The 15,870-nt window shown below is 71.6% G+C and carries 13 protein-coding genes and 2 pseudogenes; 7 read left to right on the forward strand and 8 right to left on the reverse strand.

Translation table 11 applies throughout. The features are described 5' to 3' along the window. Positions 1-54 precede the first annotated feature (54 nt). Positions 55-453: a thioredoxin gene (trxA, locus tag ACFW9Z_RS28280; RefSeq protein ID WP_384645415.1), complete on the reverse strand. Its 399-nt coding sequence runs from the start codon at positions 451-453 to the stop codon at positions 55-57. Positions 454-569: 116 nt separating this feature from the next. On the opposite strand from trxA, the gene ACFW9Z_RS28285 reads away from it, so the two are divergent. From ACFW9Z_RS28285 to ACFW9Z_RS28295, 3 genes and pseudogenes are all read left to right on the forward strand, one after another. Continuing rightward, the gene (locus ACFW9Z_RS28285; protein ID WP_384645416.1) at positions 570-2,006 is read left to right on the forward strand and encodes a dihydrolipoyl dehydrogenase family protein; all 1,437 of its coding nucleotides are present in this window, start codon (positions 570-572) and stop codon (positions 2,004-2,006) included. Between the two features lie 110 nt (positions 2,007-2,116). Next, positions 2,117-2,356, forward strand: a pseudogene (locus tag ACFW9Z_RS28290) (response regulator); the annotation flags it as partial. Further along, a complete protein-coding gene (locus tag ACFW9Z_RS28295; protein WP_384645417.1) occupies positions 2,346-2,531 on the forward strand; it encodes an SCO4225 family membrane protein in 186 nt (61 codons plus the stop codon). The pseudogene ACFW9Z_RS28290 and the gene ACFW9Z_RS28295, both read left to right, overlap by 11 nt. Before the next feature lie 46 nt (positions 2,532-2,577). Here ACFW9Z_RS28295 and ACFW9Z_RS28300 read toward each other — a convergent pair whose 3' ends face one another. From ACFW9Z_RS28300 to ACFW9Z_RS28320, 5 genes and pseudogenes are all read right to left on the reverse strand, one after another. Beyond that, a complete protein-coding gene (locus ACFW9Z_RS28300; protein ID WP_384645418.1) occupies positions 2,578-3,840 on the reverse strand; it encodes a DUF6357 family protein in 1,263 nt (420 codons plus the stop codon). Positions 3,841-3,941: 101 nt separating this feature from the next. Next, positions 3,942-5,723 carry a hypothetical protein gene (locus ACFW9Z_RS28305; RefSeq protein ID WP_384645419.1) on the reverse strand — a complete coding sequence of 594 codons (1,782 nt, stop codon included), beginning with the start codon at positions 5,721-5,723 and terminating at the stop codon, positions 3,942-3,944. A 128-nt stretch (positions 5,724-5,851) separates the two neighbouring features. Continuing rightward, positions 5,852-5,945 (reverse strand): annotated as a pseudogene (locus tag ACFW9Z_RS28310) (TetR family transcriptional regulator); the annotation flags it as partial. 10 nt (positions 5,946-5,955) lie between these two features. After that, positions 5,956-7,179 carry an MFS transporter gene (locus tag ACFW9Z_RS28315; protein ID WP_384645420.1) on the reverse strand — a complete coding sequence of 408 codons (1,224 nt, stop codon included), beginning with the start codon at positions 7,177-7,179 and terminating at the stop codon, positions 5,956-5,958. 98 nt (positions 7,180-7,277) lie between these two features. Next, positions 7,278-8,351, reverse strand: a complete 1,074-nt coding sequence (locus ACFW9Z_RS28320) for an alkene reductase (protein WP_384645421.1) — start codon at positions 8,349-8,351, stop codon at positions 7,278-7,280. A 276-nt stretch (positions 8,352-8,627) separates the two neighbouring features. Between ACFW9Z_RS28320 and ACFW9Z_RS28325 the strand changes: the two genes are divergently transcribed. From ACFW9Z_RS28325 to ACFW9Z_RS28340, 4 genes are all read left to right on the forward strand, one after another. Then, entirely contained in the window at positions 8,628-11,399 is a 2,772-nt protein-coding gene (locus ACFW9Z_RS28325) for a LuxR C-terminal-related transcriptional regulator (protein ID WP_384645422.1), read from the forward strand. 157 nt (positions 11,400-11,556) lie between these two features. Beyond that, positions 11,557-12,129, forward strand: a complete 573-nt coding sequence (locus tag ACFW9Z_RS28330; RefSeq protein WP_384645490.1) for a hypothetical protein — start codon at positions 11,557-11,559, stop codon at positions 12,127-12,129. A 401-nt stretch (positions 12,130-12,530) separates the two neighbouring features. Continuing rightward, the gene (locus ACFW9Z_RS28335; RefSeq protein ID WP_384645423.1) at positions 12,531-12,749 is read left to right on the forward strand and encodes a DUF397 domain-containing protein; all 219 of its coding nucleotides are present in this window, start codon (positions 12,531-12,533) and stop codon (positions 12,747-12,749) included. An 80-nt stretch (positions 12,750-12,829) separates the two neighbouring features. Next, positions 12,830-13,801 (forward strand): helix-turn-helix domain-containing protein, encoded by a 972-nt coding sequence (locus tag ACFW9Z_RS28340; RefSeq protein ID WP_384645424.1) that lies wholly within the window; start codon positions 12,830-12,832, stop codon positions 13,799-13,801. Positions 13,802-13,922: 121 nt separating this feature from the next. On the opposite strand, the gene ACFW9Z_RS28345 is transcribed toward ACFW9Z_RS28340, so the two are convergent. After that, positions 13,923-14,729, reverse strand: coding sequence for an SAM-dependent methyltransferase (locus tag ACFW9Z_RS28345; RefSeq protein ID WP_384645425.1), 807 nt, complete (start codon positions 14,727-14,729; stop codon positions 13,923-13,925). A gap of 180 nt (positions 14,730-14,909) precedes the next feature. Further along, positions 14,910-15,356 (reverse strand): hypothetical protein, encoded by a 447-nt coding sequence (locus ACFW9Z_RS28350; protein ID WP_384645426.1) that lies wholly within the window; start codon positions 15,354-15,356, stop codon positions 14,910-14,912. Between the last annotated feature and the right edge of the window lie 514 nt (positions 15,357-15,870).

The following is a 15,870-nucleotide window of genomic DNA, read 5'->3' on the forward strand; positions in this document are numbered from 1 at the left end:
GTGCCGGATGGCCGGGGCCCTGGGCGCGCTCGCGCCGTGCGCCGGAACGGGCGGCTACTGAGGCTCCGGCTGCCCCTGCCCGGCCTCCGCCGCCCGCTTCTGCTCCTCGACGGACTTGCGCACCTCGTCCATGTCCAGGTTCCGGGCCTGGCCGATGACGTCCTCCAGGGCCGCCTCGGGCAGGGCACCAGGCTGCGAGAACACCGCCACGTTGTCCCGGACGATCATCAGCGTGGGAATGGACCGGATCTCGAAGGCGGCGGCCAGCTCCTGCTGCGCCTCCGTGTCGACCTTCGCGAAGACCAGGTCGGGGTGGCGCTCGGACGCCGAGTCGTAGACCGGCGCGAACTGTCGGCAGGGGCCGCACCAGGAAGCCCAGAAGTCGATCAGGACGAATTCGTTGTCACTGACGACCTGATCGAAGTTTTCCTTGGTGAGCTCGACGGTGCTCATACTCCAGATACCTCTTCCTGTGCCCGTTCGGACCTGTCCGGCACAACGGTGACTGCACGTGCGGTATTCCGCCTGCCCATGTGGCCGGGGCGCACACGCGCGACGACACTGTTTCCATGACAGACACAGTGGATGCTTCCGAGTACGACGTGGTGGTCATCGGTGCGGGTCCGGTGGGGGAGAACGTGGCCGACCGGGCCCGCGCGGCGGGGCTGAGCGCGGCCGTGGTGGAGTCCGAGCTGATCGGCGGCGAATGCTCGTACTGGGCCTGCATGCCGAGCAAGGCCCTCCTGCGCCCCGTGGTCGCCCGCGCCGACGCCCGCCGCGTCCCGGGTCTGAGCGGCGCCGTGCAGGGGCCCCTGGACGCGGCGGCGGTCCTCGCCCGGCGGGACGAGATGACGAGCCACTGGAAGGACGAGGGGCAGGCCGACTGGCTGGAGGGTACCGGCGCCGACATCCACCGGGGTACGGGGCGCCTCACCGGCCCCCGCGCGGTCACCGTCACCGCCCCCGACGGCACGGAGCACCGCCTCACCGCGCGCCACGCCGTCGCCGTGTGCACCGGCACCAGGGCCGTCGTCCCCGCCCTCCCCGGCATCGCGGAGGCCCGCCCCTGGACCAGCCGCGAGGCCACCAGCGCCAAGGAGGTGCCCGGCCGGCTCGTGGTGGTCGGCGGGGGAGTGGTCGGCGTGGAGATGGCGACCGCCTGGCAGGCGCTGGGCGCCCAGGTGACGCTGCTGGTCCGGGGCGGAGGCCTGCTCCCGAAGATGGAGCCCTTCGTGGGCGAGCTGGTGGCCGAGGCGCTGACGGAGGCCGGAGCCACCATCCGTACGGGAGTCTCCGCGACCGCCGTGCACCGCCCCGCACCGGACGGCCCGGTCACCGTGGAACTGGACGACGGCACCCGGATCGAGGCCGACGAGATCCTCTTCGCCACCGGCCGCGCACCCCGCACCGACGACCTGGGCCTGGAGACGGTCGGCCTGGAGCCCGGCTCCTGGCTCACGGTGGACGACAGCTGCCGCGTCGAGGGCACGGACTGGCTGTACGCGGTCGGCGACGTCAACCACCGCGCGCTCCTCACCCACCAGGGCAAGTACCAGGCCCGTATCGCGGGCGCCGCGATCGCCGCCCGCGCCCGCGACGCGGACCTGGACACGGCCCCCTGGAGGCCTTACGCGGCCACCGCCGACCACGCGGCCGTCCCCCAGGTCGTCTTCACCGACCCCGAGGCCGCATCCGTCGGCCTCACCCTCGCCGAGGCCGAACGCACCGGCAGGCGCGTGCGCGCCGTCGACTACGACCTCGCCTCGGTCGCCGGCTCCGCCCTCTACGCCGACGGCTACAAGGGCCGCGCCCGGATGGTCGTGGACCTGGACCGCGAGACCCTGCTCGGCGTCACGTTCGTCGGCCCCGGCATCGGCGAACTCCTGCACTCGGCGACGGTCGCGGTGGCGGGAGAGGTTCCCATCGACCGGCTGTGGCACGCGGTTCCGGCGTATCCGACGATCAGCGAGGTGTGGCTGCGGCTGCTGGAGACGTACCGGGGCTGAGTCCGAACGACAGGTCCCGACCGGGCGACTCCCCGGGCGGGACTCGGTCTGCGCTGGTGAGTGGCCGTCAGGGCCGGTTATCTGAGCAGGTACGCCTTCACGATGGTGACCTGGTAGGTGTTGCCCCGCTTGTCGGTGAGCTTCGCCTTGAGCGAGACCGAGGTGGATTCGCCGCCGTGATCGACGCCGAGGAGGACATGACGGTCGTCGGCGAGACCGCCGACGGTGTCTCCGCCGTACGGCTCGCCGAGGAACTGGCTCCCGACGTCATCATCATGGACGTACGCATGCCTCAACTGGACGGCATGGCCGCCACCCGCATCATCACCGGCCGAGTCGATGGCAGCCGTCATTCCGTTCCTCGCCACCGCCCCCGTCAGTTTCCTGTTCCTCGTGCTGCCGGACAACGGCGTCGTGTTCGCCATCGCCATCGCCATCGCCATCGCCGTCGGAGCGGCTGTCAACGCCACGATCATCGGCTGGTGCACCCGCACACCGCGCCGGGGCGGGCGCCCGGACCACTGACGGCCCGTGCACTCAGGCGGTGGGAGGCCGGGGGAGCGGACCACCACTACTCGGCGTCGCGCCGCCGACGCGCGCGCTCGAACTCGGCGGCGTCCGAAAACCAGGGGCCGTACTGTCCGAGTGCGGCGCAGCCGCCGAGGACGAAGGCACGCACCAGCTTCCGGTACCCGCCGATCCCGTCGACGAGGCTGTACTCGACCCGGTACTCCGGATCCGCCCCGCCCTCGCCCTCCCGCACCGTCGTGACCCGGGCGATGGAGTCCGCGTAGAAGTGGAGCTGGATCCCTTCGCCCATCTCCTCGTCCTCGATGGTGAACACTTCGTTGTCCGCCGCCGAGCGATCGCCGACGAACTCCCAGAACTCCGTGGTGGCGGTGCGGGGATGTTCCCGGACCCACTTCTTCTCGACGTCCTTGTCGTCGGTGAAGGACAGGGCCGTCTTCCTCGCGTCCCCGCCGAATGCGGCGAGGTCGTCGGCATCCGCCTCGTCGTCCTCGATGGGCGCGCTCCTGGAGCGGCCCGCGGCCTCCGAGCACATCAGGAAGCTCACGCTGCGCACCGCGTCATCGGCGAGCTCGGGCCGCGCACGGCGCACGGCGGCTTCGACCGCCGTCGCCATCCGGTCCCAGTCGCGCTTGTCCGTGGCACGTTTCCCCCGCCGTGGATCGCGGCCGATCCGCATCCCGGCACACGCCTGCTCCGCGATGGCGACAACCCGTACGACCTCGGGCAGCAGCGCGGGTTCGACGGCATCGGGCATCCGTCGCGGAACCGTCGAGCCGTGCGGGTACTGGCCCGTGTACTGCAGAACCGCGGCCCCGAGTGGACCGAGCACCACTCCGCGCTCGGCACGACGGCGGTGCGCGTGGTACTCCTGAGCCCGTTTCCCGTCGGACGTCTCGGTTGCCGCGCGCAGGGCCGCGCAGACCTGACCGCGTTCGAGCAGATCGATGTCGGCCCCGTGGGCGATGAGCCGGCCCCTGTCCCACGGGATGCGCCGGAAGAGCGCGTCGACGTCCGCGGTCGCGGAGAGGAGGACCGGGTCCAGGAGCGCGACAGCGGCGCTCTCGTCGAGCCGGCCCCGGGTCCCGGCGGCGTCGCACAGCGGAAGGACCGCACTCCACAGCAGCAGGTGTCTGTCCAGATGCTCCTGGATCACCGCGAGATGGGCTTCCCCGATCGGGAACGTGAACGTGCGCGGCTCGTGGTTGGCGTCGGCCCCGGCCCCCAGCATCAGCTTCAGTTCACCGTCCTCGCGGATCACGTTCGGGATCCAGCCGCTCCGGCGCGTGAAAACGATGTCTCTCATGGGCCCAGTCTTCCCCACCGGCCGAGACCGGGGACCGGTCCGCCGGGACCGGGCGTCTGCCCCAGCCTCCGGGTCGGAGAGGCCGGTTTCGGAGAGGCCGGTTACGGAGTGCCCTTCATGGCGGCCGCTGGGGACGTACCGGGACTGAGGGTGCCGTCCAGGGAGTCGAGCAGTTCGCCGAGGGTGATCTTCTCCTCGTCGTACGCGAACGTCATGGCGGTGGCGAGGGCCGCCCACCGGTCGCCGCTGCGCCCGCAGTGGTCCAGCAGGATCGGCAGCGCGACCCCCGGCTCATGGTCGGAGAGGACCTCATCGGCCGGGAGCTGGAGCAGGTGGTCGAGCGTGCGGTGACGGGACTTGATGAGGGCCCGGTGGATCTCGGAGCGGGAGAGGGTCTCGTCGAGCGCGGGGGAGTCCAGCCAGGACTGCAGGACGGCAGCCGGGTCGGGATACCGGTCGAGCTCGTCGTCGGTCAGCAGCCGCAGCACACCGTCCTCCTCGTCCTCGACCGGTACGGCCGCCGCCGCACGCAGGAACCAGTCGGGGCCCTCGGCCTTCTCGGCGATCCAGGCCAGCTCGGCGGGGTGCAGGCCGGCGAGAGCGGCACGGACGGCGGCGTGCGGGGTGTGCGGATTGGCCGCGAGGGCGGCCAGCGCCTGGACCCGGCGGTGCTCGGAGTGGCGCTCCAGGAGGGCGGCAGGACGGTCCCGGTCGGTGTCGTCACCGAACACGCGGAGGAGAACCGGGCTCGGCGCGGGGGAGACGACGGCCGGCTGACCCAGGGCGGCCACCTGGACACACACCTCGGCCAGGTGCCCGGGGTCGGCGCCGAGGAGCGCCAGGTCCTGGGCGAGGCGCAGGACGCGGTTGTCGAACGCGTAGTCGTCGTCCCGCTTCTCGGCCGGGCCCAACAGCCGGCCGCGGCGTACGAGGGCATCGGCGGCGGCGCGCAGCTGACCGGTGGCGAGCTCGGCCAGGCGCGGATTGTTCCGGACCCGGTCGGCGATGTGGTGCAGGGTCCTGCGGGCGGTCGCCGCCGGGTCGGGCAGTTCGGACAGCTCGGGCAGGCACAGCGCCGGAAGACAGGCGAGCAGCAGCTCCTCGCTGAGCGCGGGTGCAGGGCCCTCCGCGGCGGAGGGCTTCTCTTCACCAAGATGGGAACCGGTGGCGGAGTGGACCCATGCGTCTTCGCGCGCCTGGATCTCCGCCCGGTCCAGCAGCAGATGACGGACGGCGGCCCCGAGCGTGGGGTGTGCGACGAGCTCCGCCCACCGCTCGGGGCACCTGGCCAGCATCGCCCAGCCGGTATGGCCGCCCAGCTCCAGCGACCAGTCGTCGGAGAAGGAGGGCACGGTCTCCCAGCCCTCTTCACGCCGGGGGAGCAGCAGGAACGCCGCGAGAGGAGCGAGGGAGGCTTCCAGTACGGCGTCGAAGAGGGACCGCGGAATCGGCGGAGCCGGTGCGTCCCCTTTCCCGCGGGTGTAGCGGCCGGGGTCCCAGTCCCGGACGACCTGCTCCAGTTCCCCGGCGGTGAGGCGGGGCAGCAGGGCGATGGCCGCCCCCACCTGTTCCGGGTGCCGCGCCAGTCCGGTGACGAGCCCGGCCCAGACCCGGCGGGTACGCAGGATGGCGGGCAGGTCGGCGACGGTCACCGTGCCCGCGACCGCCAGGGAGCCGATCAAGGTCTCGTCGGCCTGCGCCAGGAGCCGGCCCCGAAGCCGCTTGGCGGACGTGCGGGCCAGCAGCGCGGGCAGCGCGGCCCGCAACGCCTCCTCCCGCCACTGTTCGTCCCGGGAGTCGAAGTGGTGCGGGCGTCGCCCCGCCGGGAGGCACAGGGCGTCGATCACCGTCTTGAGAGCTTCCTCGGGAAGGCTCTCGCTCATCGCGAGATCCCGCCACAAAGGGTACGTACGGGCATGGACCATCGTTGGATCCCCTCCCACTGCCTGACCGGGTGTCACCACCCGGTTGCCATCCGTGGAACGACAGTAAGGCGCACACCGGCCCGGACGGACCCGTTTCTCACTGGTGGGGTCGCAGGGCTCCGCGAACACCGCCCGGAACAGGGCCGGGTGCTCCCGTGCGAACCGTACGTGGGCGACAGCCCCGGGCGGCCTACAGCAGCGAGACGACCGCCGGTCCGAAGGCCGCGCCGAGCAGGTAGCAGAGGTTGAACAGCCCGATCGCCGCCGGGCGTTCCTCCTCCGGCACGGCCCCGGTGGAGTGCACCGCGAAGACGCCCTGGCCGGAGGCCGCCGCGATCGAGGCGAGGGCCTGGGCGAACAGCAGGAGCACCGCCACGACGCTCAGCGAGGCCAGCGCCACCCCGGCGATGCTCAGGGCGACCAGGGTGATGACGACCGGCTGCCGGCCGACCTTCGCCGAGAGGGCGACCACCACCCACGACAGCGCACCGCCCAGCAGCAGGGGCCAGAGCATGGCCGCTCCGATCCGGCCGCTCGACCAGGAGGTGTGGTCGGAGAGGGCTTCCGGGACCGCGAACACCATCCCGAAGTTGACCGCCGCGAGCAGGAACGCCAGGGCCGAGGAGAGCAGGAAGACGGGGCTGCGCACCACCACCGCCGGTACGAACCCCTGCGGCCTGCGCCGCAGATGCCACAGGAGCGCACCCACCGTCAGCACCGAGAGGATCCCGGCGACCGGCGGGTAGTGGGGGACGAAGACCAGTGCCGTGACCACCGCCGTGAGCAGCACCGCGCCGATCCCGTCGAAGGCGGCGGTAGAGGTCGGCCTGCTGGAGACCCGCCGGATGACCACGAGCAGACCGATCAGGCTGATCGCGGGCAGGGCAAGGGTCGCCTGCCAGTTGAGCGCGTCGTTGACCAGCGAACCGGCCAGCGGGGCGGTGGAGCCGACCACCGCCAGCGAGGCGGTGACGAAGCCCATCGAGCGGGCGGAGTCCGTCAGGCTCATCGCGATGGACGTCAGCCCGGCGGTGCCGAGCGCCTGGAGCGCGCAGCCGATGATGACGGCCGGCAGCAGCGGCACGGTGAGGACCAGGAGGGCGCCGAGCAGTACCAGCGCTCCGCAGGCGCTGAGCGCGGCCCGTGCCCCGCGGTGCCGCAGCAGCCCGGTCATCAGGGGCGTGCCCACCGCGATGCCCCAGCCGAAGGCGGTCACGCCCCAGGTGACGGTGGAGGTGGAGGTGGACAGGTCCCAGGCGATGTCCTCCAGGATCAGGGCGGGCCCGGCGATACCGAACGAGAGCGGGCCTGCCATCAACCCCAGCCAGTAGGTGGGGATACGGGCGCCGCCCGGCGCCCGGGAATCCGCGTCCGCGGGGCGGGCGGCGCCCGGCCCCGCGAGGGAGTCACTCATCAGTTCTCCAGTGTGAGGGAGGGGGAGGGGGCGGGCGGTGTTGTGTCTGCGCGGTCCCGGCACACCGGCACCGCCCGGTGTGCCGGGCCGTCATCAGGTCAGGCGGACAGCGTCGGGTAGTCCGTGTAGCCGCGGTGGTCGCCGCCGTAGAAGGTGGTCGGGTCCGCCTCGTTGAACGGGCCGCCGACCCGGATGCGCCGGTCCAGGTCCGGGTTGGCGAGCCAGAGCGAACCGAGGCTGACCGCGTCGGCGAGGCCGTCCCGCAGGACCTCCAGCGCGGCTTCGGCGGTCACGGAGGCCTCCGTACCGGTCCGGTGCGGGTTGAGGATCAGCGTGCCCGGCCATTCGGCCCGGATCAGCTCGGTGACCTCGCGGTGGCCGAACTCCATGATGTGCACGTAAGCGAGGTTGTACGGAGCCAGCGTGCGGATCAGCGTGCGGTACAGCCCGGCCGGGTCGCTCTCGCCGACGCCCTCGCTGGTGGAACCGGGGGAGAGGCGGATGCCCACCCGCTCGGGCCCGATCGCGTCGCCGACCGCCCGCGCCACCTCGTCGGCGAACCGCACCCGGTTCTCCACCGAGCCGCCGTACACATCGGTGCGGTGGTTGGAGCCGTCGGCCAGGAACTGCTGGATCAGATAGCCGTTGGCCCCGTGCAGCTCCACCCCGTCGAACCCGGCGTCCACCGCGTACTTGGCGGCGGCGACGAAGTCCTCCACCGTCCGCGCGATGTCCTCCAGGGTCATCTCGCGCGGCACGGGGTGGTCCAGCTTGCCGCCGGGGGTGTACATCTGCCTGCCGGTGGCGATGGCCGAGGGCGCCAGCGGAAGGGCCCCGTCCGGGTAGAGGCTGGGGTGGCCGACCCGGCCGGAGTGCATGAGCTGTACGAAGATCCGCCCGCCCGCGTCGTGCACGGCGCCGGTCACCACCCGCCAGGCCGCGGCCTGTTCCGGCGAGTGCAGACCGGGGGTGTCGATGTAGCCCTGACCGATCACGCTCGGCTGGGTGCCCTCGGTGATGATCAGCCCCGCCCCGGCGCGCTGGGCGTAGTACTCGGCGGTCAGCGCGTTCACGGAGCGGTCGGCGGAGCGGCTGCGGGTCATCGGTGCCATGACCAGGCGGTTCGGCAGGGATATCTTGCCCAGCCGCAGGGGTGTGAACAGCTCGTCCATGGTCTCTCCAGAGATCGTGATCAACAGCGGTTGTTCTGATCACGACGGTAGGAGCGGAGCTCGCGCGGCGAATCCGTAGGCTCTACTGCTCCGGTTACGTAGACAGGGGGCCGCTCCGGTTACGTAGGCGCGGGGCCGCTTCAGTTACGTAGGCGTGGTGCTGCTCCGGCTGCGTGGGCGCGGTACCGCTCCGGGTACGTAGGCACGAGTCAGTAGCATGGGGCCGTGGACCGATGGCATGCGGGCGGGTCCTCGAACGGGTGGAGGGGGACGTCGGTGCTGTACGGGCGAACCACCGAACAGGAGCGGCTGGAGCGGCTGGTGGCCGGGGCGCGCGCCGGGCGCAGTGGCGCTCTCCTGGTGCGGGGCGAGGCGGGCATCGGCAAGACGGCACTGCTCGACCGGCTCGCCGGGACGGCGGTGCAGGACGACGGGAACGACGCCGGGACGGCAGGGCGGGACAAGAGGAACGACGCCGGGGCGGCGGGGCAGCACAACGCGAACGACGGCGGGACGGCAGGGCGGGACGAGGGGAACGGCGGCGGCGCGCTGCGCATCCTGCGGGTCACCGGTGTCGAGCCGGAGGCGGATCTCGCCTTCGGCGGTCTGGTCCAGCTCCTGTGGCCGGTACAGGAACGCCTGGACGCCCTGCCCGCACCGCAGGCCGCGGCCCTGCGGGCGGTCCTCGGCACCGGACAGGAGCGCGGACCGGACCGTTTCCTCACCGGTCTCGCGGTGCTCACCCTCCTCGCGGATCTCGCCGAGGACGGTCCGGTGCTCTGCCTGGTCGATGACGCCCAGTGGCTGGATCAGGCCACGGCCGAGGCCCTGCTGTTCGCCGCCCGCCGGCTGTCCGCCGAGGGTGTGGCCATGGTGCTGGCCTGCCGGGAGGACGGCTTCGCCGCCCCGGGAATCCCCGAACTGCGGCTGTCCCGGCTGGGCTTCGAGGACTCCTCGCGGCTGCTGGCCGCACGGGGCCGAGCGCCTGCCCTGCGCTCCCAGATCATCACCGAATCCGCGGGGAACCCGCTCGCGCTCATCGAGTTCGACGCCGCGCGGCGCGACCAGCAGCACCAGCACGTCCCGCTTCCGGTCGCGGACCGCGTGCTCTTGGGGTTCCGCTCGCAGATCGGCGGACTGCCGGAACGCACCCGGCTGATGATGCTCGTCGCGGCGGCCGAGGGGCGCGGTGATCTGCCCCTGCTGCTCCGGGCGTCGGAGCTGCTGGGGGTGGGCCTCGGCGACCTGGAGGAGGCCGAGCGGACCGGACTGCTGTACGTCATGGACGGCACCGTCACGTTCCGGCACCCGCTGATCGCCTCGGCGACGTACCAGGGATCGGTGCTCGCCCGCCGGATCGCCGTGCACCGGGCGCTGGCCGAGGCCGCCGAGGACCCCGACTGCCGCGCCCGCCATCTGCTGGCGGTGGCCACGGGACCCGACCAGAAGATGGCCCTGGAACTGGCCGCGGCGGCCGAGCGGGCCCGGGGCCGTACCGCGTACGCAGCGGCCTCGGGGCTGTTCCGGCATGCCGCCCGGATCGCCACCGACCACCGGCAGCGCGCCTCCTGGCTGGCCGACGCGGCCACGCTGGCACTCGCCGCGGGCCACGCCGCCCAGGCGGACCGACTTGCCCAGGAGGCCGATGAGCTGACAGAGGAACCGGCCCTCGGAGCCCGGCTCGCCTCGGTGCGCGCGGCGGTCGTCTTCGAGCTGGGCGACCGGAGCGAAGCCGCCCGCGGCCTGCTGGCCCGCGTCGGGGACGCCGCCACTACGGAGACGGCCGACACCCTCCGTACCGCCGCCGCCTACGGCTGGCTGGCCGGTGACCGGGACGCGGTGCGCGCCGCCGCGGGCCGACTCGCGGCGGGCGGTCGCGCCGATCCGCTGGTCGAGGGGCTGGAACGGCTCTGCGAGGACGACGCCGAGCACGGACTGCCGCTGCTCGCAGGGTTCTTGGCCGGACGGCTCGACGCACCCGACGGACCCGAGGCCGGTGAACAGGCCGTCCGGATGCTCGCGCTCACCTGCGGCGCGCTCCTCGGCGACGACGAGGCGGCGCTCGACCTGGCCTCGGCGGAGGTGCGGTGGTGCCGCTCCCACTCCCTGATCGGTGAACTCCCGTACGCCCTCGGTATCCTGACGGAGATTCAGGTTCTGGCGGGGCAGCATCGGGATGCCGAGGCCGGGGTGGCGGAGGCGGAGGAGATCGCCCGGGACACCGGGACGAGCCGACGCCTGGCCCGTCTCGGCGCGGTGCGCGCACGGATCGCGGCCATCGAGGGGGACGCGCGACGCGTCCGTGAACTCGCGGAGACCACGCCCGGGGGGCCGCACACCGGAGTGGAGTGCGCACGCGTCCTGCTCGACCTGGGGCTGGGCGATTTCGAGTCGGCACTCACCCGGCTGGAGCCGCCGCCGCCCGGCCCGGACCGGTACACCTGGCTGTCCCTCTCCACCGCCGCGGATCAGATCGAGGCCGCGGTGCGGCTCGGGCAGCCGGAGCGCGCCGAGGAGGCGCTGCGCCACTTCGAGCGCTGGACGCGGTCCACGACCACCACGCCCTGGGCACAGGCGGTGGCACTCCGGTGCCGGGCGCTCATCGGTGACCGGCCGGAGCACTACACGCAGGCGCTGCACCTGCACGAGAAGGGCGGCCGACCCTTCGAACGCGCCCGCACCGAACTCCTGTACGGGGAGTGGCTGCGCCGGGCCCGGCGGCGCAGCGAGGCGCGCGACATGCTGCGGTCCGCGCTGGCCACCTTCGAACGGCTGCGGGCGGAGCCCTGGATGCGGCGGGCCGGTGCCGAACTGCAGGCCACCGGGGAGCACAGGGCAGCGGTGCGGATGCCGGCGGACAACCCGATCGACCGGCTGACCCCGCAGGAGCTCCAAGTGGTGCGGCTGGCCAAGGACGGCAGCAGCAGCCGGGAGATCGCCGCGCAGCTGTTCCTCAGCCCCCGCACGGTCGAGCACCACCTCTACAAGGCGTATCCGAAGCTCGGTGTGGGATCGCGGCAGGAGCTCGTACGCCTCGACCTGGCCTGACCGCGCTCCGGAGGCCGCCGCCGCCCTCCCCGGCAGGTTCGGGAAAGGCCGGACCGCACCCTTCCCGGCCTGGCACTGTTCTGTCCGGGGGAGCGGAACGTACCGCTCGGAGCGGCTGGGCGGTGAGAACAACAGTGGCGGAGAGGCGGTGGGGACCATGTGGTCGACCGAGGAGTTTGAGGCATCCCACGAGGGGCGGCCCGGGGTGATGCTGGCGGACGGCACCGAGCCGGGGCCGGTCTACTTCGACGCCGGCAGCGGACCGAACGTCCATCGGAGCACCGACTGGTGGGTCTACGACGGGACGCTCGGAGCGCCTCTCGCGACGCGGATGCGGGGAGCGTGCTCGTGCGGCTGGCGGGGCGAGACCCTCTACCCGATCGACTGGGACCGGGTGGACCGGTGGCAGCCCTACGATTTCGACACCACGGGCCCGGAGGAGGAGTGGGACCGGCACGTCGCCGAGGTCGAGGCCGGAGCCGTACCGCTGCCCGACGACGTCGTCGAACTGCTCGACCGGATCGAGACACGGCTGGACCGTCTCGCGGCCGATGCTCCGCTGGCCGCGATCCGGGCCATCGCGGCCCTGGAGCGGACCACCTGCTACATCGGCCGGACCGCCGCGCTCCACGCGGAGGCCGACGACCCGCTGGGCGAGCGGATGGGCACCGCCCTCGGCCTCACCCCGGAGAAGGCCCGCTCCCGGCTCTTCCACTACGGCCGCCGCTGACCGACCCGTTACGGGCCGCCGCAGCTCGCGGCGGCCCGTAAGAGAGGGGGAGGGCGCGAGAGGGGCCGCAAGGCGGGGAAGGAAGGCACAGGAGGGGTGGTCGGGAGGCCGGGAAGGCACGGAAAGGGCCGGGAGGCCGACAGGGTGCGGGAGGCGCACGCGTAATTCGCCATGGTGTTACCCGCCATCCGTGCTCTGCGCGCCCCTAGGTCCACCCTTACGTGGGACAGCCTTGTTCGATTTCCTGCCGCTAGCATGTGATTCCGCCGGGCCATGAAATTGCATCACGGGATTTCACGGGGCCTCCACCAGGCGGTCTCGTGTGCCACGGCGAGGAAGACAGAGAAAATAGGATCATCGAACAGGGAGGGTGGATTCCTATGCAGGAGTTCACGAACGGCATGGCTGCTGACCTCATCCCGGGCCGGTGGGTGAAGAGCCGTAAGTCCGAAGCGAACGGCATGTGCGTGGAACTCGCCGCGCTGCCTCAGGGCGGCATCGCGATCCGTAACTCGACCGACCCCGCGGGGGCCGCGCTGATCTTCCGGGGCGCGGAGTTCGAGGCGTTCGTCGACGGCGCCAAGAGGGGCGAGTTCGATTCCCTCTGCACTCTCAACTGAGCATCGGAGCGCATAAGTTCGGGCGACACCCCCGGCTTCGGCATGCCATCATGTGATGACTGTCCGTTGAAGGAGAAGGCGTGTCCCCGGATCCGATTCCCATTATCCGTCCGGCCCGGCGTGCCGCCGGGCCGGACGCCACGAAGACAGCGGCCAACATCATGCTGGGGCTTGCCGTCAAGGATTTCCGTGACGCGGCCGGCCTCACGCAGACGGCGCTGGCAAAAGCGGCCCTCGTATCGAATTCAACGATCAGCCGCCTGGAGAATGCCGAGACCACGCCCGAGCGGCGTACGGTCGAGGCGGTCATGCGGCATCTGCGTCTTGACGGACCGCAGTGGGAAGAGCTGACGATGCTGCTTTCCCGCGCGGTGGAACCGGAGTGGTTCCAGGACAGGTTCGGTGACTTCACGGCCGAATACCTGCGTCGGCTCCTGGGCCTTGAGTCCATGGCCATCGGGCTCACCACGTATGACGTGCGTCTGGTGTCGGGCCTGCTGCAGACGGCGGAGTACGCGAGCTGCGTCATCCGCACGGGCCTGCACATCAGCGAGTGGGACGGCCCGGAGATGGCGGCCCGCGTCGCCCTGCGCCAAGTACGCCAGGAGCGCGTGTTCGAGCAGGCCGACCCGCCGCGCTGCGTGTTCCTGATGGACGAGTCCGTCCTGTTCCGCCGGGTCGGTCCCGATGCGGTGATGCGCGAGCAGATGCTCCACCTGCTGGAGATAGCCGACGACCCGCACGTCACCATCCGGTTCGTGCTCCTCGACCGCATGATCGCGGGCAACGAGGCATCGATGGCGGGCGGTATGGCCCACCTCCAGTTCGGCCGCGGCGGACTGCCCGACCTCGTCTACGTCGAGGGGTACGGCAAGGCCGACTACTACACCAAGCCCGCACGGAGCGCCGAGGAGCGCGCGAAGCCGTGGCCGACCAAGGACAACGAGTTCGAGCGCCACCTCCAGCTGCTCCTGCGCATCCAGGGCGAGGCGTGTGCTTCCCCGGTGGCGAGCCGGCGCATGCTGGAGGCGGCCGCCGAGCGGTACTCCTAGCGCCTCGCGTTCGGATCATGCCGGTCACGTATGACGAGCGGCACGGGCCGGAGTGGTCCGGGCAAGCACTCCGCAGATCACTTACGGGCACCTCCTGCCCGGGCACCTCCTGCCCTGGCGCCTACTCCCGGGACGGCACCCTCCCCAGCCCGCCGAACTCCGTCCACTCGATGCTGCGTCGGCGCTGCTGGAGCTCGGAATCGGGCCGCCAGTCGGTCACATCGACGAGCCCCGGCTCCTCCACGAGGAGACCCTCGAAGATCTCCTCCACATCGGCCTTCTCGCGGACCCTGCCCCAGTTGTCCCCGGTCTGCGTCTTCATGAGGTCGGTGACGTCGTCACGGACCTTGGCATCGTCACTCACCAGCTGGCACACCACGACGAAGCTGCCCGGGACGAGGCGGTCGATCACCCGCTCGACCACAGCCCTGGGACCGGCGCTGTCGGGCAGGCAGTGGAGCACGGAGACGAAGAGGGCGGCCACCGGCTGGGAGAGGTCGATGAGCCGGGTGAAGTCCGGGTGCCCGAAGATGGTCTCGGTGTCCGTCATGTCGACCGGCAGGATCGCGGTCTGGTCGTTCTCATCCAGCAGGGACTGTCCCAGAGCCAGGACGACAGGGTCGTTGTCGATGTAGACGACGCGGGCCCCGGACTCGGCCTCCTGCGCGATCTGGTGGACGTTCCGCTGGGTCGGCAGCCCGGAGCCGAAGTCGACGAACTGCCTTACGCCGTGCTCCTCGGCCAGCACCCGGACCACTCGCTGGAGGAACCACCGGTTGTTCAGCGCGAGTTCACGCGAGGTCGGGGCCGCTTCCAGCAATAACTCGCAGGCTGCCCGGTCCACTTCGTAGTTGTTGTTCCCGCCCAGCAGCCAGTCGTACATCCGTGCCGCACTCGGCAACGACAGATCGACATGCTTTCTCTCCACCAACGGCCCGTCCCCTCACCGATTTCCGCCCCGATCGGAGTGAAGTCGCCCATCTTAGGAGGGCAGCACACGACAGCACCACCACCGGTAAGAGGGAAGGGTGGCGCAAGCTGGCGAAAAGTGGCGCATCCGAGCAGGAAGGGCCGAAGGGTGAATATGCCAGAGGGATTTACGGATGTGTCAGGGGTGCCCTCCCTCGACGAATTCCGGCAGCGCGCGCCGGGCGATGGCGAGAGCGGCCTCGACCGCGGGTGTCTCGACCCCCATCAGCTCGGCCGCCTCGCTGACGTCGAAGCCGAGCCGGCAGCACAGCACCACACTGTCGGCGCTCCCGTCCGGCAGCTGTCCGTACAGGACGGCCAGGGCCGGGTCCCGCGGCCCGTTGCCACCGGCCTGTCGGCCCACCCGGAGGCGGAGCTCCTGCCAGACCTCGGCCGCGGGGCAGGGTCGGCTCAATATGAGGCCCCAGCTGTTCCGGGCGGACGCCAGGGTGGCGGTCACGGCGGCGGCGGAAGCGTCCTCGGCAGGCAGGTGCGCCCGTGCGTAGCGCAGGTAGCGCGGTGTGTTGCGTTCGACGAAGGCCGCGAACCCGAGGTCCACGGCCGCCGCGGTGACCTCCATCGGCACGGGGCGGCGACGGGGGAGACGGCCGTACGGCGGGACGGAACGGAAGGGGGAGGGGATGAGGGCTCCTCGGGGCGTGGGGCCGTCGGAGGCGGACGCCCGCATGTCAGATGAGGCCGGGCGGGGCGGCGGCGGGAGCGCCGACGGAAGCGGCACTCCGTCGCGTTGCCGCATTGCTCCCCGGGTCATCGGGAATCCCCACGGGAAGGATATTGAAACTGGTACCGTGAAATTGCCCGGAGGGCAGCTGTAAGCGCCCTCGGCGAATCGGCTCGATCACTTGTCTGTTTCCCTGTCGATCTGTTTCGTTCCCCGGGTCGTGACTCCACATCACTTCCCGGGCGGGCCTTCGGGTGGGCCCGAAAGAAAGCTATCGCGTCGAACAAGAGGGACGGGCCCTCAAGGCCCTCCATGCAAAGTCATTCTTGCGCACATGGCCTCCCGATCAGCAGGGGTCGATTTCTGTCGCGATTCGACCGTGATCATTGGCAAGAATAGGCAACTCCGAGCTTCCTCG

The organism is Streptomyces sp. NPDC059452 (genome assembly GCF_042750035.1).
Taxonomy (GTDB): Bacteria; Actinomycetota; Actinomycetes; order Streptomycetales; family Streptomycetaceae; genus Streptomyces.